The organism is Flagellimonas ulvae (assembly GCF_049333175.1).
Lineage (GTDB): Bacteria > Bacteroidota > Bacteroidia > Flavobacteriales > Flavobacteriaceae > Flagellimonas.
The window spans coordinates 3811156-3830817 of record NZ_CP186325.1 but is presented as its reverse complement, the minus strand read 5'-3'; the positions used below and the strand labels follow the sequence as shown (position 1 = coordinate 3830817).

The window sequence follows — 19662 nt, the reverse complement described above, 5'->3', positions numbered from 1 at the left end:
AATGAAAATTATTTATATCATCATATTCCTAATACCCTTATTAGGATTTACACAAGACGACCTTCTGTCTGAAATAGACAATAAAGAGGTCAACGATTATGAAAGCGCAGCATTTAAGGGGCTTAAAATTGTAAACTTTGAGTCCACCAAAATGGTGTCAAAAAAGGAACTATACTTTGTGGTTTCCCATAGATTTGGTTCCATTAAACCTGGCTTTGAAGATTTCTTTGGGTTGGACCAAGCAGTTACACGACTCAATTTTATCTACGGTATTTCTGATGCCATAAACATTGGCATTTCCCGTAGTTCTTTTCTAAAAACCTATGAGAGCTCCCTAAAACTTAGGTTGATACGGCAAAAGAAGAAAGGCTCTCCATTTACGGTTGTGGGGTTTGGAACCCTGTTGATAAATGGCGCGTTGGATGATGCCAACTTGCCCGGTCTTGAGTTTAAAAATCGTTTGGGGTACACCGCACAGCTCCTAATAGCAAAAAAGTTCAGTAAAAACTTCTCTCTGGAGCTGATTCCTACTTTTTTCCATGACAACTTGGTCCAATTGGATGAGCAAGAGAACTCCCAATATGCCATTGGATTTGGTGGTAGACATAAAATCTCCAAAAGGGTCTCACTTAATATTGACTATGGACTGCATTTAAATAGAGCCTCAAACTCTCCTTTTAACAATCCGCTTTCAGTAGGTTTTGATATTGAAACGGGAGGTCATGTTTTCCAATTGCATTTTACAAATGCTCAACCAATGAATACCAATGGTTTTCTTGGACAGGCAACGGGCAATTGGTCGGAAGGAGACATTTTCTTTGGATTCAATCTTTCAAGAGTATTCTAAAAGACGAGAGATATGAAGACTAATATTGCGAGAATACCAGTACAAAGAACATTCTGTAATCGATGCTCCATTAAAATAAAAGACGCTCTACTAAACATAAAGGACATCACGAATGTAAACCTATATCCCATGGAATCGTTGATTGTATTCAATTTCATTCGGGCCAATGAGATTTCAAAAGCCCTTAATGTACTCACAGAATTGGGTTGCCCCGAAGAAGGTGAGAAAGTTACAGACGATTTGAACGTCACGTTTTGCAACTGCGAGAGAGTTCAGGTTCAGAATCAAAATCATATAACAAAACATTAGCCGAAAGATGAATGGTTATTGAAAGATTACCATAATGGTATTCCCTTTTAAAGCCAAATATTCCCTTTCACCAACATTTATAATACTATAAAGCCCCTGTGGTGGTTGCTTTGTAGCCGTAATTCATTAAACCTTAAAAACAATCAAAATGAAAAAGTATGTATGTATTGCCGCATTGCTCGTCATGGCATGGAGTTGCTCCGAAGATGACACTGAAATAATAATAGACGATCCTGTGGTGGATAATCCAACTCCCCCAACCCCAGATCCAGCAGGAAGTGCTTCGGTAGTAATTAACGAAGTAGCTTATCTGGAAGGTTCCGTTGAACTCTTTAACAACGGGGATATTAATGTCGATTTGAACGATTATTTTCTTTGCCTAGGACCTGGAACTTACCGAAGAATTGGTGATTTGGAAACCGAAGGAAATGTCGATTTAGGTCCTGGAGAATACTTGGTAATTGGTTATGATATGCCCAATACCGAAGGTGGAATAGGTCTCTATGCCAACAATGATGGTTTCGGAGACGCTGCCAACATCCGAAGCTTTGTGCAATGGGGAGCTGCTGGAAGTCCTAGGGAAAACGTGGCTGTTGAAGCCAATCTCTGGACAGAGGGAGAATATATAGAAGTTGTTGAAGATCCTGATAACAGTATAGCTTATGACGGAGAAGGAATCAGTGCTACAGATTGGTCAGAAACCACGACTACTACGTTAGGAGCTGAAAATGAGTTCAACGCTCCCGTTCAGAGTGCCTCAATAATTTTGAACGAGGTTGCTTATTTAGGAAACTACATCGAACTATACAATAATGGGGACATCGACGTAGATGTAAGCGATTACTTCCTATGTCTTGGCCCAGGGACCTACAGAAGAATTGGAGATCTTCAAACAGAAGGTGATGTTAACATGACACCAGGTTCTTTCTTGAGCATCGCTTATGAAATGCCCAATGCCGAAGGTGGCATAGGTCTATATGCAAACAATGATGGGTTTGGAGACGCTGCCAATATCCGAAGCTTTGTACAATGGGGTGCTGCTGGAAGTCCTAGGGAAAATGTTGCTGTAGCCGCCAATATCTGGACAGAAGGAGAGTACGTAGAAGTTGTAGGTAACGAGGACAATAGCATTGCCTACGATGGTGAAGGTTTTAGCGCTTCAGATTGGTCAGAGACCTCCGAAACTACCTTTGGTGCTGCCAATATTTTTGCAGCTGTTGCAGTAAGATCTATTGTAATCAATGAGTTGGAATACTTAGTCGATGATCTTATAGAGCTTTATAACAACGGAACAGAAACGGTTGATCTATCCAACTATTGGATGTGCCTTGGTCCTGGTCAATACTTTAGAGTTGGAGATGCAAGTACTACGGAAATTGTAAGTGGTAACGTAAACCTGGCACCCGGTGAGTTCTTGGTTATCTCTCCCGTTACTCTTGAAGTATCAAATGAGGCAGGTGGACTTGGTCTGTATGCCAACAATGATGGGTTTGGAAATGCGGCCAACATCCGAAGCTTTGTGCAATGGGGTGCTGCTGGAAACGCACGTGAATCTGTTGCAGTAGAAGCAGGTATTTGGAATGCTGATGGATTTGTGCCCAATGTTCCCTTTGGTTCAAGTATAGCCTATGATGGTGAAGGCTTTACATCTAATGATTGGGAAGGGACTTCTACCCAAACTTTTGGAAATGCCAATATATTCAGAGAACCAGCGGTAAAACGATCAGTAATCATTAACGAGGTGGAATACCTAATAGATGACGAGATCGAACTATACAACAACGGTAACATAGCTGTAGATCTTTCCAACTATTGGATGTGCCTTGGCCCAGGTATGTATTTCAGAATCGGTGATGCTGCTGCTACAGATATTGTAAGTGGTAACATAAGCTTGAATCCGGGTGAGTTTTTGGTCATATCTCCAGTGGTTCTTTCCGCTCCCGATGATGCCGGCGGTCTTGGTCTCTATGCAAACAATGATGGCTTTGGAAATGCGGCTAACATCCGAAGCTTTGTGCAATGGGGCGCTGCTGGCAATGCAAGAGAGTCTGTTGCTGTAGAAGCTGGTATCTGGAATGCCGGTGGATTTGTACCCAGAGTGGAAGCTGGTTCAAGCATAGCTTATGATGGTGAGGGATTCACTTCCGACGATTGGAATCAAGACATCACTCCAACACTTGGATTTTCAAATGAACTTATAGTTAAGCGATAATCCTTAATAAATATCCATACCAAAAAAACAGTACATCATGAAAAAAGTAAAGTTCACAGCAACTATTCTGTTAAAGACCATGGCCTTAGTGTTACTGACTTTCGTATTCTCATGCGATGACGACTATGATGACGATTATGAGAATATTGACGAGTCAACACCCCAAGAGGGCTTGGTTCATTACGAAAGGGAAATGAATTGCTATGTTTAAAATTAGTTTTCCAGTTTAGTTGTTTACTGCCCACAGGAGTATATATCCTTAGAGATGTCGCTTCTGTGGGCTATTTTTGTACAGCTAATGTTCTAAAAGCATTTTGCAAACCATTGATGAAGTAGAATGACGTTAAGAAAAAGCCTCATATTTTTTATAATTCTAATAGTGGGTTTGTTTTTGTTGCGCTATCTAAATGATACCATACAAAAAGAGTCCAATGAAAATGACATTTCCACCGAGGCTGAACTATACGTCACATCCGCAGATTTAGTGGCTTCCTTTCTATCCAACGAAGAACAGGCCAATGCTATGTATGTTGAAAAAACTATAGAGGTAGAAGGCATTGTAAAGGAAGTTACTTTTTTGAACAATAGATATACTGTATTATTGCAAGGCAGTGGAGAATACATGTGCATTATGTGCGATATGAAAGAAGATCAGGTGGTACAGGCGCAAACACTGTCCAGAGGTGATTCTGTTGTTCTCAAAGGTATTTGCAAAGGTTTTTTAATGGATGCTATTTTATTGAATTGCGTATTGGTAAAAAAAACAAATGAATAGATTTCTTTTACTTTTAACCTTATCCCTATGCCAACTCTGTCTAGGACAGTCTGGGGAACGACTCATCACCAAACAGGGTCAGGTGAGCTTTTTTTCACACACTTCTGTGGAAGATATTGAAGCTACAAACAATCAGGTACTGAGTATTGTTGATTTTTCTTCACAACAAGTAGCCATAAGCATGCTTATGCGAGCTTTTGTCTTTAAAAAGGCACTCATGCAGGAACACTTTAACGAAAGTTATATTGAATCTGATATTTATCCGAAATGCTCCTTTGAGGGTAAAATTCTTGATCTGGAACGGCCATTACCTCAAGAACAAACCAAACTCATCAAAGGCAATATTACCATTCACGGGGTTTCCAAAGAATTGGAGATAAAGACAAAAATTGAAAACAACCAAGATAAAATCAGTTTTTCTGGGACCTTCAATTTAACGGTAGCCGATTTCAGAATCAAAATTCCTCCCATCGTTGCAGGAAATATTTCAAAGACCATAGAAGTTAATTTTAGTTTTGAAGAATATCTGCCCTATGAAAATTAAGATACATCCATTGGTCCTGTTGTTTTCTTTGGTACTATTCAATTTAGGCCATTCCCAGAGTTTATTGGAATCCTTAGAGAAGGAGCATGAAGAAGCCAGTTTTCCTGTGCGAGCAACTTTCAAAGCTACACGAATTGGATTGGGGCAATCTGTAGAAACCCGAAACCAAGGTGGTCTAGAAATCTCTGCCAACACACGATTTTGGAATATCCCAGAAGATACAGAGGCCTTTGTTGCCGATAGGGTCACCTCACGGTTTGGTGCCTCATATGCTTTCACGGATAGATTCACCCTAGGAGCTGGGGTCACTACTTTTGATGGTATTTTTGATGCTTTTGGAAAGTATAGGTTGGTTTATCAGAAAACCGGAAAAGGCTCTCCCATTTCCATTACACTTTTTCAGAATGCCAGCTTAAAAACCAATCCTGGAAGGTCAATAAATCAAACAGATTCCTTTTCTGAAAAGCTTTCTTTTGGAACACAGGTATTGTTGGCAAGGAAATTCACAAGGAATTTTTCCTTACAGCTTTCTCCAACTTTCATTCATAGAAATTCAGCTTTGAGTCCAGAAGACCCAACCAATCATTTTGCACTGGGTTTTGGAGGCAGGTATAGGATTGGAGGACATGTTTCCGTGACTTCAGAGTATTACTATTTGGCCAATCCCATTGAATCTTCAAATACGTTTGATGCATTTTCTTTGGGTGTGAATTGGGAGCTCACAGATTTGATGCTCCAGTTCTACATGACCAATTCCCACAATATTGCTGATGATGTATTTATCACGCAAACACAGAATAATTTCAACACGCGTGATGGCAATTTTTTCTTTGGGTTCAGTGCCACAATTCTTTTACACCTAAAGCAGAATAAGGTAAAAGGAGTGAAATAAAAAAGAGCTAGTTTTTATCTGCCTTTGCTCCTATCTGTTGATATAGATTTTCTGAGGAAAGAATAAAAGGTGCTCGCGAAGTGCATTTCAACCATCTTTTGCTGATACTATCACTAAGATGCAAGCGGGCATCAATTCCCCTAAAGGTCGGATTTTCTTTCCACATGGGATGAGAGTCCCAATGACAATTTATGTAATGTACCGCCTTGATCACGTCTGCATTTTCCTCAATTGTATTGAAAAAGGGTAAGAACCATTCTTGCCAAGCTTCTTCAGCTTGTTTTGGATTACTTAACTGAGTTTCTTTGGTAACTCCCAAGGGTTCCCCACTACCTGAAATGGTTGGGGTGGCTTCTGCGATAAACACCGGCTTCCCTTTTCTTCTTGCAAATTCAAACATTTCAATTTCCTCCCACCTATTGAAGAAGGACACACCACACCAATCCACGTAGTCATCCCCGGGGTACCATTCTTCCAGTTGCTCTTGGTTGGAAAAATAACCTGTGGATTGCCAAACATAAGCCACATTGTCCACACCTCTTGCCCGAAGTTTGTCCACAATTCGCTTATAGGCTTGGATTGTGGCCTTTCTATCATAATGATTCCATGGGTCGCCATCAAACTCATAGGCAATTCTCAAGAATACAGGGCGATTGTTTATGGATAGCAAAAAGTTCCCCAACCGGTCTATGTATTTATCATGGGTCCCGTCCGCGATTTTTTCTTCATGGTTGACAAAACTCAACCCGATTGCCATAATCATATCGGAATAATCTGAATCCAAGTGCTGAATATGGGCATTATAATCATTATCACCCCAATCTGCATTCTCCCAAAGTCCATCCAATCCTTCAAGTCGCAGTCCAAAAGAATACTCTCCAGGACTTATATTGGTATATGTGGTCCATCCTGCTGGTTTTGGAAAATGATTCAAATACCCATTACCATACTCTTCCAACCCACCAACTGCTTCAAGTTCCTGGCCAACAAACAACAAAACTCCTTCTTTGGGTTCAAACTTTGCAATTGTCCTTGAGTCTTTTATTGAACTAAGTTCTTTAACCTCAGTATTTTGACAGAAACATGTGAAGGAAACCAAAAAGAGTACATGAAAAGCTTGTTTCATCATAAGAATATCGGTTCTTCAAGTTATGAATTGTAGAAGACAAAATGAAAACTTGATTGCCTTGACAACCCATATTCGCCAACAAAAGCGACCAGCAAAGCAAATCCAGAAGAATCCTATATACAAAATTTAATATCGTAGAAACCCTTTTGATAGCATAGCCTTTTTCAATTGATTGATTCAAAAATGATAAAATCGGACAGATTGAATCTGTCCGACTTATATCCCTCATTTGCGAATATGGTATTCTTCAGCAAAATTGAATTTGTCTAGTCCCAAAAAATTGAGTCCGGTTTGGAAGCTGTCCGTTTATCTATCCTTCGATAGTTTGTGCCTTGGCCCAGCTTTATTCCAGTACCGGAATAAAATCCAAAGAACATGGGCATTTTATAGCTTGATTTTGTTTTCATTCTGTGTTTATTGATTGGGTTACTGTGTTGATTTATTTTTATGATTGATGATGGTTTGAACTATGCATTTTTTGGTATTGAAGACTTTACGCCTTTTTTAGCCCGCTTTGTGAATGGAATGAGCATTGGTTTTTTGGCCTGGTAAGCTCTATACGTATCGCCAAATTCATTGACCAAATCCTTTTCTTCATAGCTGGTACCAATGACCACATAAAAAGTAATGGCTATGGCAAAGGTTAGATGGGTTATGGACATGAGTGGTGTGGCCCACATACCCAATAGCATTCCGAAGTACAGAGGGTGACGAACATACTTGTATAATGAAATAATTTTGAAATTCAATTGCGTATAAGGCTTGTTCCGCAACTCTAAAAACGTTTGCCTTAGTCCAAACAAATCAAAATGATTGATTAAGAACGAACTGATGAACAGAATAGCCCAACCCATAAAGAACAGTGCATATAGTACATAGTACCCCATACTGTCCGGACCTATTTCCCAAATAGTACCGCCCAAGGGCTGCCAGTTATACACTAAATTGAAGAGCAACAATCCCGAAAACAATACAAAGGTGCTACGCTCAATGGGTCTGGGGAAATATTTTGCAAACAACTCCTTAAACCATTTTCTGGCCATAATGCTATGCTGCACCCCAAAAAGAGATATTAACATCAAATTGTATAGAATGGCAAATAGAGGTGACATTTGGGGTCCCCGGTCAATTCCTAGTCCAGGAATTAGGTTACCCACGGATGCAATCCAGAATAAAATGGATGCGAAGGCAATCGCATAGGCGATTACTGAATACAAAAACATGCTTATTTTTTTCATGACTATTAGATTTTTAATTCGGGGCAAACCTAGTCATGGTAAGGCTCTACAAAAGAAAAATGAATGGTTACAAAAGGGTTACACAGTCCTCTTATTGGGATTACAAATGGGTTACAAAAGTGATAAAAACATTATTAAGTAATTCAAAATCAATTATTTACAACAATATTTAAAATGCACGTAAAAATTCCGATAAATCATCCTCAGGAGATAGACCAAGCTTTTTTCTAAGCCTATTTCGACTCATTTTTACGGAAGCCGGGTTGATGTTTTGGAGTGTGGCAATCTGCTTGGTGTTCAACTCCAGCTTAATAAAAGAACACAAACGTACTTCGGTTTTGGTCAAGCCTTCAAACTTTTTGTGAAGTCTATTATAAAAAGAACTGCTCAGTGCATCCACTTTTTGATAAAAGTCATCACTGTTCTTATTCACCCATATCTTATTCTTTATTTCTTCTTCAAGAAGTTGGAGCTCCTTCAACCTTTTTCTTCCGGTGGCTGCCTTTAAGGAGTCTAATCTTACGGCCAAGGATTCAGCCCACTCTTGGTTGTTCGAAATGTTTACGGCAAACCTGGTCAAGTCCTTTTTCTTGAATTCTATTTCGGAATTCAACAATTCGTTCTCTACCTTCTTCAACTTTAGGTTTTGCCGGTGTTTCCAATAGAGAAATCCCAAAAATGAAATGATTCCCAAACTTATTAGCAGGGTATAGTAAAACTTTGTGCTTTGTTTGTTCAAATTCCGTTCGTATGCAACTTGTTGTTCTGTTTGGAGTTTGTGATATTTGATGCTATCCGCTAGTTGCTTCTTTTCAAACTGATAATTCATCTCTGCCTTGGTGATTTCCTGTGCCTTTTCATCATTCAGCAATGAATCCTTAAGTACGGTCAATCTTTGATTGAAATCTAGGGCTTTTTTGTAGTTTGCCATTGCCTCATGGATTTTACTTAAACAATCACAAGCTAAACTTTGATAAATTAAGGCCCCTGAAGTTTCTGCCATTTGAAGCCCGAGCGAACAATCTTCTTTGGCAAGAGAGAACTTCTTCATTTCCCAGTAGTTTATACCACGGTATATCAAAGTGGTCGCTAGTCCATCATCATCTTGAATTTCTTTTTTAATTCGAACCCCATCGTTGAAAAGATTTAAAGCCTTATCATACTCCTTTAGTTTTGAATACTCTATGCCCAGATTGGCATAAGCCCTTGAAAGAGAACGTTTATCTCCAAGCTCTTCACTTATCGCCACACTTTTATCTAAATTTTGAATGGCCAACTTAGAGTTTCCCATAAGTGAATATACCAGACCAATATTATTATAAGCTGCGGGTAGGAGGTTTCTTTGACCCAGTTCTTCCTTTATATCCAGACTACGATGATAGTAATCCAAGGCTTCGGATGGGTTTTTTAAATCATTGTGCACATTTCCCAAATTGTTCAATGCTCTGGATATAGCTCCACTATCCTGCACTTTTTCAGAAAGTTTTAGGGACCTTAAAAGATAATCCTGAGCTCGGAGATAGTCTCCCATTTCGTAAAACACCGTACCAATATTGCCCAATGAGGTTGCAATTCCGGTTTCATCATCCAATTCCAACAACAGCTCATGACTCTCAAAAAAGTATTCTCGGGCTTGAGCAAACTGGCCCTTTTCGGCATGTGTTATGCCAATCCATTTATTGGCCAATGCTTCCCAATTCTTATCCTCACTTTTTTTTGCTAAGGCCAACACACCTTTTCCCGTTTGACGTGCACTATCCATGCTTATGGGTAATTGCATCCGCAGTAAAGCATAGCCAGCTTCAAAACGAAGAGAGTCGGATTTTTTGAAATCTTCGAAAACAGTTTTTAGACTATCTATTTGTTTCTCTTGGCCGTTGGAAGCAAGTGCCAAACCAAAAAAAAGCAGCCCTACGGCAATATGTCGGTTCATTTGGTGGTCAGTTTTCCTATTAAATGTAAAAAAAATTACAAAAGACTGACCTAAGTGCTTAAAAACAAATAAGGTAGATTACAAATATGCAAACAGGAATGTATAAAGTTGTGGGCACTTCATTTTTGTATGGTGGAGTTTAAAACAACTCTTTTTCAATAGAATCCCAGTCTTCTTTAATTATACTATAGTACACATCATTCCTACTTTTTCCTTCCGAGTCCACATAGTTGTTCCTGAAGATGCCTTCTTTTGATGCACCAAGCTTTTCGATGGCCCTTTGCGAACGAATATTCTCTTGGTCCGCACTAAATTGAATCCTTCTAAACCCAATGTTTTCGAAACCAAATTTTAGGAGTGCATGCTTACATGCCTTATTCAATCCGGTACCTTGAAATTCTTTTCCATACCATGTCCAACCAATTTCACATTTTTGACTGGGAATATTCAAGTATCCATATCGCGTACTCCCAGCAACTCGGTCGCTCATTTTATCTATGACTAAAAAAGGATAACATATACCTTCCTTTTTTTGCTTTAGGGTACTTTGCAGATATGCTTCAAAATCAGATAATGTTCTAATGAACATGCCCATGTATCGCCAAATTTCGTTATCAAAAATGATTTCTTTAAGTTCCTGGTTCCTTGGATGATTGAAAGGTACAAGCTTGACCCTATCATTTTCCAGTTCTATTTGGGCCTTTAAGATTTCAGCATTCACTTCTTACTAAATTTAGGGAGTTGCCAAATTCCAATGTTGTAATTCAATTAGATTTCCTTCAGGGTCTCTGGCGTAGACAAAAGTTATTTCGCCCATACCATCCACTTTTTTCTTCGTTATTTCTCCAAAAGATTGCCCTCCATGTTTCACAACGTCTTCAAGAACCTGTTGCACATCACCCACCTCAAAGGCAATATGTCCAAATCCCCTTGTATTGGGTAAAATTGCTTTTTGATTTCCAATGGTTTTGTATTGATAAATCTCCAAAGTAGGACCGTTTTCTCCATGCCCTGGAAGTAGCAAATGAGCCCCTTCCAACTGAGCATCTTTTAATCCTGTTCCCTTCTCGAGCCACTTACCGGATTGCTTTCGGATAGGAGGTACCAGACGGCACTTAAATGTTTTTATATAAAAGTCCGTTAGTCTTTTCCAATCTGTACTGACAATATTTGTATGGGCGTATCTTATCATTTCCATTCAAATTTCTTTAGAAGCTAAGAGCCATTTCGTTTTTAAAATCAACTTTACACAATATTCGGAATAAATTCAGATTTAGTTTGGCCCGTGAAAACGCATTTTAATTTTTAGAAGAACTATCAAGTTCTTCCAATAGCATTTTGGCCTTTTTGCCCACTTCCCCGTTAGTATCTAGAGTGATACTTTTACGCAGGGATTCCTTTGTCTTTTGCATATCTCCTGCTTTCAAATAAGCATCCGCCAAGTTTTTCCATGCATTTGCAGAAGTCGGAAACAATCGAGTGACAAAGGAAAAAACACCTATTCCAGCCTGAATTGCAGGCATTCTACCGCTACCCACCAAATGTAGACCTGCTTTACTAATTTCAGTTTCAAAATCAAAAAAATCATATCGCGGATCTTTTATCATTTCAGGAACTTCTTCATCCAACCTTTGTATTTCTCCCCTAACAAACAAATCGGTAATAAATCTCATAGGGTTTGGTTTAAAGTTGGTATCGGAAAAAGCTAGAGCCGCATCAAGGATGGGGTCTCTATTTGTCGAATATTCCTCAAAACTCATGTCAATTGGAATAGCTGGTACCAACCATTCCGTATTTTGCCATGCGGGCTTATCTTGCCACCAAGCAAATGATAAATAAACAGGCAGATTGGTATTCGGCAAAATTACAGGTCGACTATCTCCATAAAAATTAACATTCTCTGCGGTTGGCTCTCCCAAGAATATGACGTTAGTATAGTTATCCAGTTCATTTACCAGATTTTGGCAGGCAGAAAATGTTCTTCTACCAATGATAACAAAAAGGCTTCCAACTGCATTTATTTTCTTATTCTCGATGATTTTTGTGATAAGCGACCTGTTCTTAAAGTTGTTCCCACCTCCATTTAATCGAACATCAATAATCAATTTTTCAACATCTTCTTTCTCAATAAAATCAAATAAGCGGGAATAAAAAGACTCCATACTCTCATTCGGATCGTCCTCAATTTGGCTAAGCCTAACGAATACTGCTTTTTCCTTAGACAAGTATTCAAAAAAATACATCTTATCCAGTTGTGTTAAATACAAAGGAGTGATGTTTTGAGCTCTCGCTTCTGACCAATTCTCATCTTGAAACACATAACCATAGTTGCGAGGTACCTGTTGGCCCGCCGACATCGCCTCAAATGCTTTTCTTATGATTTTTCCATCCTTTTCAAGAGTGAACTCCACTGAACTTTTAAGGTTTTTAGTGATTTTTTGGGCGTGAAGAACTTCCATCACCGTTAGAAAATTTATACCTCTACTTTTGAAGAATTGCATATTCTCTGCACTAACCACAGGAAAAACCTTTTCCAAGGCTTCGGTTATTGGTATACCATTGATTTCAACAACTTTTGCTCCAACAACATCTTGATATTCCTTATGTACACCTTGCAAGTAAATCCCATCGGAAAACTGATATAGGTTCAAGGGTAAATGGTGAAACATGAAGGGTTCTGTATTAAATCCAACGGCCATGTGACCGTACTTAAACAGTCCTATGATTCGAGAAAACCCAACTATTATTTCGTGATTCTCCAAAGAGGGGATAGTATTGTACAACTTTTCAACCTCAGCATCAAAAGCTGTTCTTGTTGTTTTTACAAATAAGAAAGGGTAATCCTTGAGTACTGTTTTTTGCAAAAACCTAAGGTCATTTTGCCAATCTTTAGCGGTTGGCATTTCTTGAGCCGTTAATGCCACGAATAGTAGCGTAAAAAATAGGATGCTTAGATGTTTCATGATTCGTTCAGTTTTATTCTTAATTGATTTTTGTTTTGGATTGCGTTGCGATTCAATCCTTTTTTTGATTGACCCTGTTTTTTAAAAAAGATGAAAAATAGTTTACCCCATACTTTATGGCCTCTTCATCCACTTTGAATTCCGAAGTATGGGGCAAAGCATGGATTCCTTTTTCTTTATTTGAAGCTCCCAAAAGAAACATAACCCCTGGCACTTCATATTGATAGTAAATAAAGTCTTCATTGGAATACGGTACCTGACCATAGAAGTGTTTAATATTTTTTCCACCATACAAATCTTTCAATATGGACAAGCTTTCTCCAGTCAACTTTGGTTCATTAATAACGGTTGGTCTCTCTGCTGTAAATGATGTCTTGATATAATGCTTTCCATATTCAGAATCCAGGACGTAATCCGTAATCTCTTTTGAAATCGAATCCAATCTTGCCGAGTCCGTTTCATAATAGGTACATTCGAATGAGGTAGTTTCATTTTCCGTGTAGGAAATGGTATTTGATTCTAAAATGAAATAATCATCATATATCGTGTTTGGGTTCATCAATCCAAATTCAGGATGGGTCAAATACTCTAGAGACCAAGGTTCACTGTTGGTTTTGTGACGAACAAATCGCTGTATTATGTCTTGGAAGAAATCCTTGAAGCCTTCTTCGTCAATAGCATGGTCAAATGTCAGCTTGATTCTTCTCTGATACGCGAACAGTTCATTGGGTTTAGAACTGATGGTGCCGATTTCTGTAGGAAAAACATGAAGACCAAAAATCTCATCTGGCTGGATTTCTTCAAATAGCCCATTTTCAATCATTGCTTTTGCCCCTTTGAACGATTCTTCAGCAGGTTGGAAAATGAAGTATACGGTACCTTGGATATTGTCCTTACGTTTGGAAAGTACATTGGCAATGCCCAGACCTATAGTGGTATGCACGTCATGTCCGCAAATGTGGGCCACCTGAGGTTTAAAGTTTAGTTTATTGTGGAATACATGAAGGGCAGCATCCATATCGGCACGCCATGCAATTTTCTTGCCTTCTTTGGTCCCTTTCAAAATTCCAACCACGCCATACCCCCCAAAACCTGTTTTGACTTCTAAGCCTAAGTCCAATAAATAGTCCTCCACTATTTTGGACGTTCTCTTTTCTTTTCCTGAAAGCTCTGGATGGTCGTGCAAATCATTTCGTATGGCAATGAGTTCATCAAAAATCGTATCCGAGAGACAAATCATGTCCTCTTTATCCAAGCTATGTTCCGTTGGAAAATTTGGAACAAGGGATAGAAGTAAACATAAAATAATGATAAGTTTAAGTTTCATCGTTACTGATTTAATAAGCGGTTGACAGTTTTTTTGCTCTGCTAAGAATCGGCCAAGAATGCCTGTGTTTTGAAATTACCTTCCAAAGAGAATTCAAAAATCAAAACATCGCGAAAAAGAGTGACGAATAGGTATTCTTGTTGATGAAGAAATATGAAGTGGGCCCAAATCGTAGATTTTAGGGCTGAACCAATAAAGAGGATTTTACGTTCTTGTAGTACGTATTGGATAAGGGAATCTCTAAATCATACCCAAAATTAATTTTAGCATTCTGTGAATTCCCTTTTATCTGTTTTATGCTAGAAGTGTTTACGAGGTAAGACCTATGGCAATGCCTTAAAAACGGAACTTGTTCGTTAATTGCAGTTAAGGTATTTCTGAAAATGGTATGTTGTACGCTGTTGTCTTCTTCATAAAAAATCTCGACGTAATTCTCTGATGATTTAACAAACAATAGCTTATGTTTTTGAATTTTGATTCTCTCACCCCTATTCGCACCAACTAACTCGATTTCCTTTAAAGACTCCGGAACATGTAATTTTCCGAACTTGTTCCTGAAATAAATAAAAAAGGGAAGCATAACCAACATTATGGGAATTATGGAGCTACGGAAAAACCAAAGTCCATGCTCAATGTATTCATTCACTCCATAATCCTGAATAAAGAAATCATTGAGAAAAACCTGATTGTAAAAATGAATGGGAATGCTAACCGTAATCACAAAAGAAATGAAAGCAGCCATTTCATGCTTGATTGTCCACCTAGTATTCAAGTGACGATACCACCACGTTTCCAACCGCGAATGGATTAAATAAAATAGGGATAATAGAACTCCAAAGCCTGCCAAAATCGGATACTTGTAACTTGATTCAAAGCGATCCGTATCAAAAGGTCCCAAAAAAATCATGATAAGTGCCAGTATGCAGCCTAGAACAAGGGCAATCAGTAGTTGATTTTTGTAGCTAGAATTAAAAGGAATCGCTTTGTCTAAAAATTTTATCATTAACTATGCTAAACCGCTGTTTGTAGATACACAATCCATTTTATGACATGATGAATATAATCTTTTATCGAAAAATGGTAAAAAAGAGATGTTTGGGTAAACAATTAATTCGCAATCCGTGGAGAATTGGATATTCTCACAATACTTCGTTTGGATAATGGGTCAAACAAAAAAACGCTCAAGCAAGCTTGGCGTTTTTTCTTTTCGAACTATGTATTTGTGACCGCGGGAGGATTCGAACCCCCAACCCTCAGAGCCGAAATCTGATATTCTATCCAGTTGAACTACGCGGCCAATTTATGTTTGCTTTCATCCATCTCCTTCCAGCACCTGATTTGAAATATTTTTCTCTTTTCCTAGCTTCTATTCTAGTGCTAAATGACTCAACATGAATCACCTTCCAAGGTATGTATTTTGATGTATAGCTCGATTTTTTGTTATTATGCTCTATTATTCTTTTTTAAACATCTTCTGTCAATCCTACATACGTTTTGTCAAACTTAGAACTATATAGGATATTTACGAAATACATATAACTACGTTATTCTATCCAGCCCGCCTTGCCTGACGCAAGTCGAGGCAGGTTGAACTACGCGGCCTTATTTTATTTATGAACTTAGTTTTGCTTTCACGATAGTGGAAATTGTTTTCCCATCAGCTTGTCCGGCCAATTCTTTGGAAACCAATCCCATTACCTTACCCATGTCTTGCATTCCTGTCGCACCAATGGAATCTATAGCTTTTACGACAACTTTTTCTATATCCGCTTCGCTTAATTGTTCCGGTAAAAACTTCTCAATAATTGCGGCTTGGGCCAATTCTGGTTCTGCTAAATCTTCCCTTCCCTGCTCGGTGAATATGGTGGCACTATCTTTTCGTTGCTTTACCAGTTTTTGCACCAACTTAATTTCATCTGCTTCGGACAACCCTTGTGAAGCTCCTTTTTCTGTACTGGCCAACAATAACGCTGACTTGATAGCACGTAACGCCTCCAAAGCAACCGTATTCTTGGCCTTCATTGCGGCTTTCATCTCCGTCATTACTTGTTCCTGCAAACCCATTTTTATTCCTTTTTGGGCTGCGAAGATAAAAAAATAAACCCGAAAGTTTCACAACTTCCGGGCTTAAGCTTTCCATATTAAATGGATGCTTTTTAAACACTACTAATCAACATTATCGTGCAAGAATGAGTTATTGGAACGCAATTGCATTTCATCATTGCTATCCTCACTCAACGTGGTCCTGGAGACTTTTTGCTCCGTAGATGTGTCATTTAAATCAACCCCTTGTCTTTTGTAAGCGGGTTGTTTTTCAATTTCATCAATACTGTTTCTATTGTTTTGGAACTTATAGTTAAAGTTCTTCAGCTTTTTTCTTCGCTCGTCGGCTCGCTCCTTCAACAAATCATTAATAGAAGTGTTCATGGGGTCCTTACTGTTTTGAGGAGTATTTTCCGGCTCTGACTTTCCTTCAGCTTCAAGCGTCTTTTTTTCAAAAACTAGCTCGCTTTCCACCAGCTTAGGTTCATGGGTCTCAGCTACAGATTTTGCTCCTGTCAATTGGGTTTCCAATTCCATGTACTCTTCAAGGTTGTACCGTGTTTCTCCTTCTTTTTTGAATTCCAAAACCGGACTCACCTCTACGTACTCGTTAACCTCAACATCTTTAACATCACTGTCCAGGTCAAAAACTATAGTGTTTTTGGACTCTCCTTTCCCAGGTTCGTTGATTGGCATATCGAATGTAAGGGCAAACTGATCTTCTTCTTTCTCTGGAGAAACAACCTCAGGGTCCACTACTTCTATATTATTCAAGATTTTCTTGGCTTCAATAATGACAAAATCATCCTCTACATTCTCAGGTACGACTTCCTCATAGAACACGTTGAAATTTCTAAGGTACTTGGTAGTAGAAATCAAGTCCATGGCATTATTCTTTTCCATAGTCTGATTTTCGGCTTCATCTTCCATCTCAAGCGTATGCCTCACAACTGGCGTGGGCTCAACAACTTCAGCCTCTACTTGTATTTCTTGTATCGAAGTGGCTTGTGTGGTAAGTTCTTGCTCCGCAGTTTGCTCATCTTCCAGAGTATAGAATACTTTCTTTGTTTCGGTATTCACAATTTCATCCTGCTGATCCGCATGAAAACCTGTGGCTATAACCGTTACGGCTATCGCATCTCCCAAATCGTTATCTTCACCAACACCCATAATGATGTTAGCGCCATGACCTGCCTCTATCTGGATATAGTCATTAATTTCTCCAATTTCATCGATAGTAATTTCCTGCGTACCAGAGACTATGAGTAACAATACGTTTTTAGCCCCATTTATTTTGTTATCGTTCAATAATGGAGAGTCCAATGCTTTCATGATGGCTTCACCGGCTCTTGCCGAACCGGAAGCCATTGCAGACCCCATTATTGCGGTTCCACTATCGGATAAAACTGTTTTGGCATCCCGTAAGTCAATATTTTGGGTATAGTGATGGGTAATTACTTCGGCAATACCCCGAGCTGCAGTGGCTAAAACTTCATCAGCCTTGGAGAAGCCTGCTTTGAACCCAAGATTTCCATATACTTCCCTTAGCTTATTATTGTTGATAACAATCAAAGAATCTACATTGGCTCGTAATTTTTCTATTCCCAATTGTGCCTGTTTGTTTCGCATGGCACCTTCAAATTGAAATGGAATAGTAACAATACCAACAGTCAAGATATCCATCTCCCTGGCCAGTTTGGCGATTACGGGAGCTGCACCAGTACCTGTACCGCCACCCATACCGGCGGTTATAAAAGTCATTTTTGTAGTACTTTCCAACATGGCCTTGATATCTTCCATGCTTTCCAAAGCCGCCTGTTCACCAACTTCAGGATTGGCTCCAGCACCTAATCCTTCTGTTAGAGACACACCCAACTGAATTTTATTGGGGACAGAACTGTTTTGCAATGCTTGTGCATCTGTGTTGCAGATAACAAAATCCACACCATTAATGCCCGCTTGGAACATGTGATTGATGGCATTGCTACCACCGCCTCCCACTCCAATTACTTTTATAACGTTGCTTTTGTTCTTAGGTAAATCAAAAGCTATGTTGTCAAATTCGGTGCTCTTACTCATGTCGTTCTTTGTATTGTTTATTTTTTGTTGCTCAATGGGGTTATCATTCCGCATTGTCCAAAAAGTCCTTCAACTTTTCAGACCATTTATCGAAAATAGATTTGCGCTCTTTAGTGTAGGTGCCAGAAGTATATGCTTCAGAAACTTCTTGCTCTACCAATACACGTTCTTCGTCCATGGATTCCTCTGTAATATCCATGTTCTTCTTCTGGCTCTCAATGGCATTCATCAACAATCCCACTGCCGTGGCATATAGTGGACTGGCAATTTCTTCATCGGAATCTCCAGCGAGATGTTCATTTGGGTATCCTATCCGTGTATCCATACCCGTTATATATTCCACCAATTGTTTTAGGTGTTTTAACTGACTTCCACCACCGGTCAATACGATGCCGGCAATCAGTTTTTTCTTTTGCTCTTCGTGGCCGTAGTTTTTGATTTCAACATATACTTGTTCAATAATCTCTACTACTCTAGCATGGATTATTTTAGAAAGGTTTTTTAAGGTGATTTCTTTGGGTTCCCTTCCTCTTAAACCTGGGATAGAAACAATTTCATTATCCTTGTTTTCACCAGGCCATGCCGAACCAAACTTCATCTTCAATAGCTCAGCTTGTTTTTCAATAATAGAACAGCCTTCCTTAATGTCTTCAGTAATCACATTTCCACCAAAAGGAATTACTGCAGTATGTCTGATAATCCCATCTTTGAAAATGGCCAAATCTGTGGTTCCGCCTCCTATATCTATGAGTGCAACTCCAGCTTCTTTTTCCTCTTGGCTTAAAACGGCATCAGAAGATGCCAAAGGCTCCAAAGTGATATTTCCAAGGTCCAATCCCGCACTTTTAATGCATCTACCAATGTTTTTTATGGATGAAACCTGCCCAACCACTACGTGGAAATTGGCTTCCAATCTGCCTCCATACATTCCTTTTGGCTCCTTGATTTCAGATTGCCCATCCACTTTATATTCCTGTGGAAGTACATGGATGATTTCTTCACCAGGTAGCATAACCAATTTGTAAACCTGATTGCATAGCTTGTCCAAATCATCATCGCAAATAACTTCTTCAGAATTAGAACGTGTAATGTAATCGCTATGCTGAAGACTGCGGATATGTTGTCCTGCAATACCTACTACGACCGACCCAATTTTTAGACCTGCATTAAGCTCTGCCTGCTCCACCGCCTGTTGTATAGAGGAAATGGTTTGGGTGATGTTGTTCACCACTCCACGGTGAACCCCCAAACTCTTAGATTTTCCTGTTCCCAGAACTTCGATTTTGCCGTACTCATTTTCCTTACCAATAATTGCTACAATTTTGGTAGTTCCAATGTCCAATCCAACTGAATAATTACCCTGTTCCATAC

20 protein-coding genes and 1 tRNA gene are annotated in these 19662 nt (G+C 39.0%); 7 read left to right on the top strand and 14 right to left on the bottom strand.

Annotated features, from left to right (window positions below; all coding sequences use genetic code 11):
* The first annotated feature begins 1 nt into the window (after position 1).
* The 7 genes from ACOKFD_RS17875 to ACOKFD_RS17845 all read left to right on the top strand — a co-directional run bounded on the left by ACOKFD_RS17875 (position 2) and on the right by ACOKFD_RS17845 (position 5579).
* A complete protein-coding gene (locus tag ACOKFD_RS17875; RefSeq protein ID WP_422859152.1) occupies positions 2–847 on the top strand; it encodes a DUF5777 family beta-barrel protein in 846 nt (281 codons plus the stop codon).
* Positions 848–859: 12 nt separating this feature from the next.
* Positions 860–1156: a hypothetical protein gene (locus tag ACOKFD_RS17870; RefSeq protein WP_422859151.1), complete on the top strand. Its 297-nt coding sequence runs from the start codon at positions 860–862 to the stop codon at positions 1154–1156.
* Between the two features lie 148 nt (positions 1157–1304).
* On the top strand, positions 1305–3368 hold the full coding sequence (locus ACOKFD_RS17865) for a hypothetical protein (protein WP_422859150.1): 2064 nt from the start codon (positions 1305–1307) through the stop codon (positions 3366–3368).
* A gap of 37 nt (positions 3369–3405) precedes the next feature.
* Positions 3406–3579 (top strand): hypothetical protein, encoded by a 174-nt coding sequence (locus tag ACOKFD_RS17860; RefSeq protein ID WP_422859149.1) that lies wholly within the window; start codon positions 3406–3408, stop codon positions 3577–3579.
* 126 nt (positions 3580–3705) lie between these two features.
* Positions 3706–4143, top strand: coding sequence for an OB-fold protein (locus tag ACOKFD_RS17855; RefSeq protein WP_422859148.1), 438 nt, complete (start codon positions 3706–3708; stop codon positions 4141–4143).
* Positions 4136–4687, top strand: a complete 552-nt coding sequence (locus ACOKFD_RS17850; RefSeq protein ID WP_422859147.1) for a YceI family protein — start codon at positions 4136–4138, stop codon at positions 4685–4687. The genes ACOKFD_RS17855 and ACOKFD_RS17850 overlap by 8 nt, the downstream gene beginning before the upstream one ends.
* On the top strand, positions 4677–5579 hold the full coding sequence (locus tag ACOKFD_RS17845) for a DUF5777 family beta-barrel protein (protein ID WP_422859146.1): 903 nt from the start codon (positions 4677–4679) through the stop codon (positions 5577–5579). The genes ACOKFD_RS17850 and ACOKFD_RS17845 overlap by 11 nt, the downstream gene beginning before the upstream one ends.
* A gap of 7 nt (positions 5580–5586) precedes the next feature.
* Here the strand turns inward: ACOKFD_RS17845 and ACOKFD_RS17840 are convergent, their stop codons facing one another.
* The 14 genes from ACOKFD_RS17840 to ftsA form a co-directional block, all read right to left on the bottom strand.
* Complete coding sequence (locus ACOKFD_RS17840; RefSeq protein WP_422859145.1) at positions 5587–6708, bottom strand: glycoside hydrolase family 26 protein; 1122 nt, start codon at positions 6706–6708, stop codon at positions 5587–5589.
* 266 nt (positions 6709–6974) lie between these two features.
* Positions 6975–7115: a hypothetical protein gene (locus ACOKFD_RS17835; protein WP_422859144.1), complete on the bottom strand. Its 141-nt coding sequence runs from the start codon at positions 7113–7115 to the stop codon at positions 6975–6977.
* A gap of 60 nt (positions 7116–7175) precedes the next feature.
* Positions 7176–7946 carry a methyltransferase family protein gene (locus ACOKFD_RS17830; protein ID WP_422859143.1) on the bottom strand — a complete coding sequence of 257 codons (771 nt, stop codon included), beginning with the start codon at positions 7944–7946 and terminating at the stop codon, positions 7176–7178.
* 169 nt (positions 7947–8115) lie between these two features.
* Positions 8116–9879 (bottom strand): tetratricopeptide repeat protein, encoded by a 1764-nt coding sequence (locus ACOKFD_RS17825; RefSeq protein ID WP_422859142.1) that lies wholly within the window; start codon positions 9877–9879, stop codon positions 8116–8118.
* 139 nt (positions 9880–10018) lie between these two features.
* A complete protein-coding gene (locus tag ACOKFD_RS17820; RefSeq protein WP_422859141.1) occupies positions 10019–10600 on the bottom strand; it encodes a GNAT family N-acetyltransferase in 582 nt (193 codons plus the stop codon).
* A gap of 12 nt (positions 10601–10612) precedes the next feature.
* Entirely contained in the window at positions 10613–11077 is a 465-nt protein-coding gene (locus ACOKFD_RS17815) for a VOC family protein (RefSeq protein ID WP_422859140.1), read from the bottom strand.
* A 100-nt stretch (positions 11078–11177) separates the two neighbouring features.
* Positions 11178–12842, bottom strand: a complete 1665-nt coding sequence (locus ACOKFD_RS17810; protein WP_422859139.1) for a hypothetical protein — start codon at positions 12840–12842, stop codon at positions 11178–11180.
* A 52-nt stretch (positions 12843–12894) separates the two neighbouring features.
* Positions 12895–14169, bottom strand: a complete 1275-nt coding sequence (locus tag ACOKFD_RS17805) for a M20 metallopeptidase family protein (RefSeq protein WP_422859138.1) — start codon at positions 14167–14169, stop codon at positions 12895–12897.
* A 178-nt stretch (positions 14170–14347) separates the two neighbouring features.
* Positions 14348–15172 carry a LytTR family transcriptional regulator DNA-binding domain-containing protein gene (locus ACOKFD_RS17800; protein ID WP_422859137.1) on the bottom strand — a complete coding sequence of 275 codons (825 nt, stop codon included), beginning with the start codon at positions 15170–15172 and terminating at the stop codon, positions 14348–14350.
* A 220-nt stretch (positions 15173–15392) separates the two neighbouring features.
* Positions 15393–15466, bottom strand: a tRNA-Arg gene (locus tag ACOKFD_RS17795).
* The gene (locus tag ACOKFD_RS17790) at positions 15444–15623 is read right to left on the bottom strand and encodes a GIY-YIG nuclease family protein (RefSeq protein WP_422861034.1); all 180 of its coding nucleotides are present in this window, start codon (positions 15621–15623) and stop codon (positions 15444–15446) included. The genes ACOKFD_RS17795 and ACOKFD_RS17790 overlap by 23 nt, the downstream gene beginning before the upstream one ends.
* A 157-nt stretch (positions 15624–15780) precedes the next feature.
* On the bottom strand, positions 15781–16233 hold the full coding sequence (locus ACOKFD_RS17785) for a GatB/YqeY domain-containing protein (RefSeq protein WP_422859136.1): 453 nt from the start codon (positions 16231–16233) through the stop codon (positions 15781–15783).
* Positions 16234–16335: 102 nt separating this feature from the next.
* Positions 16336–18291, bottom strand: a complete 1956-nt coding sequence (gene ftsZ / locus ACOKFD_RS17780; protein WP_422859135.1) for a cell division protein FtsZ — start codon at positions 18289–18291, stop codon at positions 16336–16338.
* A 43-nt stretch (positions 18292–18334) separates the two neighbouring features.
* Positions 18335–19660, bottom strand: a complete 1326-nt coding sequence (ftsA, locus tag ACOKFD_RS17775; protein WP_299000385.1) for a cell division protein FtsA — start codon at positions 19658–19660, stop codon at positions 18335–18337.
* Positions 19661–19662 lie beyond the last annotated feature (2 nt).

Excerpts from the sequence above, each read along its gene's own strand:
- ACOKFD_RS17875 (WP_422859152.1), top strand. The coding sequence starts at position 2 with ATGAAAATTATTTATATCATCATATTCCTAATACCCTTATTAGGATTT.
- ACOKFD_RS17870 (WP_422859151.1), top strand. The coding sequence starts at position 860 with ATGAAGACTAATATTGCGAGAATACCAGTACAAAGAACATTCTGTAAT.
- ACOKFD_RS17865 (WP_422859150.1), top strand. The coding sequence starts at position 1,305 with ATGAAAAAGTATGTATGTATTGCCGCATTGCTCGTCATGGCATGGAGT.
- ACOKFD_RS17860 (WP_422859149.1), top strand. The coding sequence starts at position 3,406 with ATGAAAAAAGTAAAGTTCACAGCAACTATTCTGTTAAAGACCATGGCC.
- ACOKFD_RS17855 (WP_422859148.1), top strand. The coding sequence starts at position 3,706 with ATGACGTTAAGAAAAAGCCTCATATTTTTTATAATTCTAATAGTGGGT.
- ACOKFD_RS17850 (WP_422859147.1), top strand. The coding sequence starts at position 4,136 with ATGAATAGATTTCTTTTACTTTTAACCTTATCCCTATGCCAACTCTGT.
- ACOKFD_RS17845 (WP_422859146.1), top strand. The coding sequence starts at position 4,677 with ATGAAAATTAAGATACATCCATTGGTCCTGTTGTTTTCTTTGGTACTA.
- ACOKFD_RS17840 (WP_422859145.1), bottom strand. The coding sequence starts at position 6,708 with ATGATGAAACAAGCTTTTCATGTACTCTTTTTGGTTTCCTTCACATGT.
- ACOKFD_RS17835 (WP_422859144.1), bottom strand. The coding sequence starts at position 7,115 with ATGAAAACAAAATCAAGCTATAAAATGCCCATGTTCTTTGGATTTTAT.
- ACOKFD_RS17830 (WP_422859143.1), bottom strand. The coding sequence starts at position 7,946 with ATGAAAAAAATAAGCATGTTTTTGTATTCAGTAATCGCCTATGCGATT.
- ACOKFD_RS17825 (WP_422859142.1), bottom strand. The coding sequence starts at position 9,879 with ATGAACCGACATATTGCCGTAGGGCTGCTTTTTTTTGGTTTGGCACTT.
- ACOKFD_RS17815 (WP_422859140.1), bottom strand. The coding sequence starts at position 11,077 with ATGGAAATGATAAGATACGCCCATACAAATATTGTCAGTACAGATTGG.
- ACOKFD_RS17810 (WP_422859139.1), bottom strand. The coding sequence starts at position 12,842 with ATGAAACATCTAAGCATCCTATTTTTTACGCTACTATTCGTGGCATTA.
- ACOKFD_RS17805 (WP_422859138.1), bottom strand. The coding sequence starts at position 14,169 with ATGAAACTTAAACTTATCATTATTTTATGTTTACTTCTATCCCTTGTT.
- ACOKFD_RS17800 (WP_422859137.1), bottom strand. The coding sequence starts at position 15,172 with ATGATAAAATTTTTAGACAAAGCGATTCCTTTTAATTCTAGCTACAAA.
- ACOKFD_RS17785 (WP_422859136.1), bottom strand. The coding sequence starts at position 16,233 with ATGGGTTTGCAGGAACAAGTAATGACGGAGATGAAAGCCGCAATGAAG.
- ftsZ (WP_422859135.1), bottom strand. The coding sequence starts at position 18,291 with ATGAGTAAGAGCACCGAATTTGACAACATAGCTTTTGATTTACCTAAG.
- ftsA (WP_299000385.1), bottom strand. The coding sequence starts at position 19,660 with ATGGAACAGGGTAATTATTCAGTTGGATTGGACATTGGAACTACCAAA.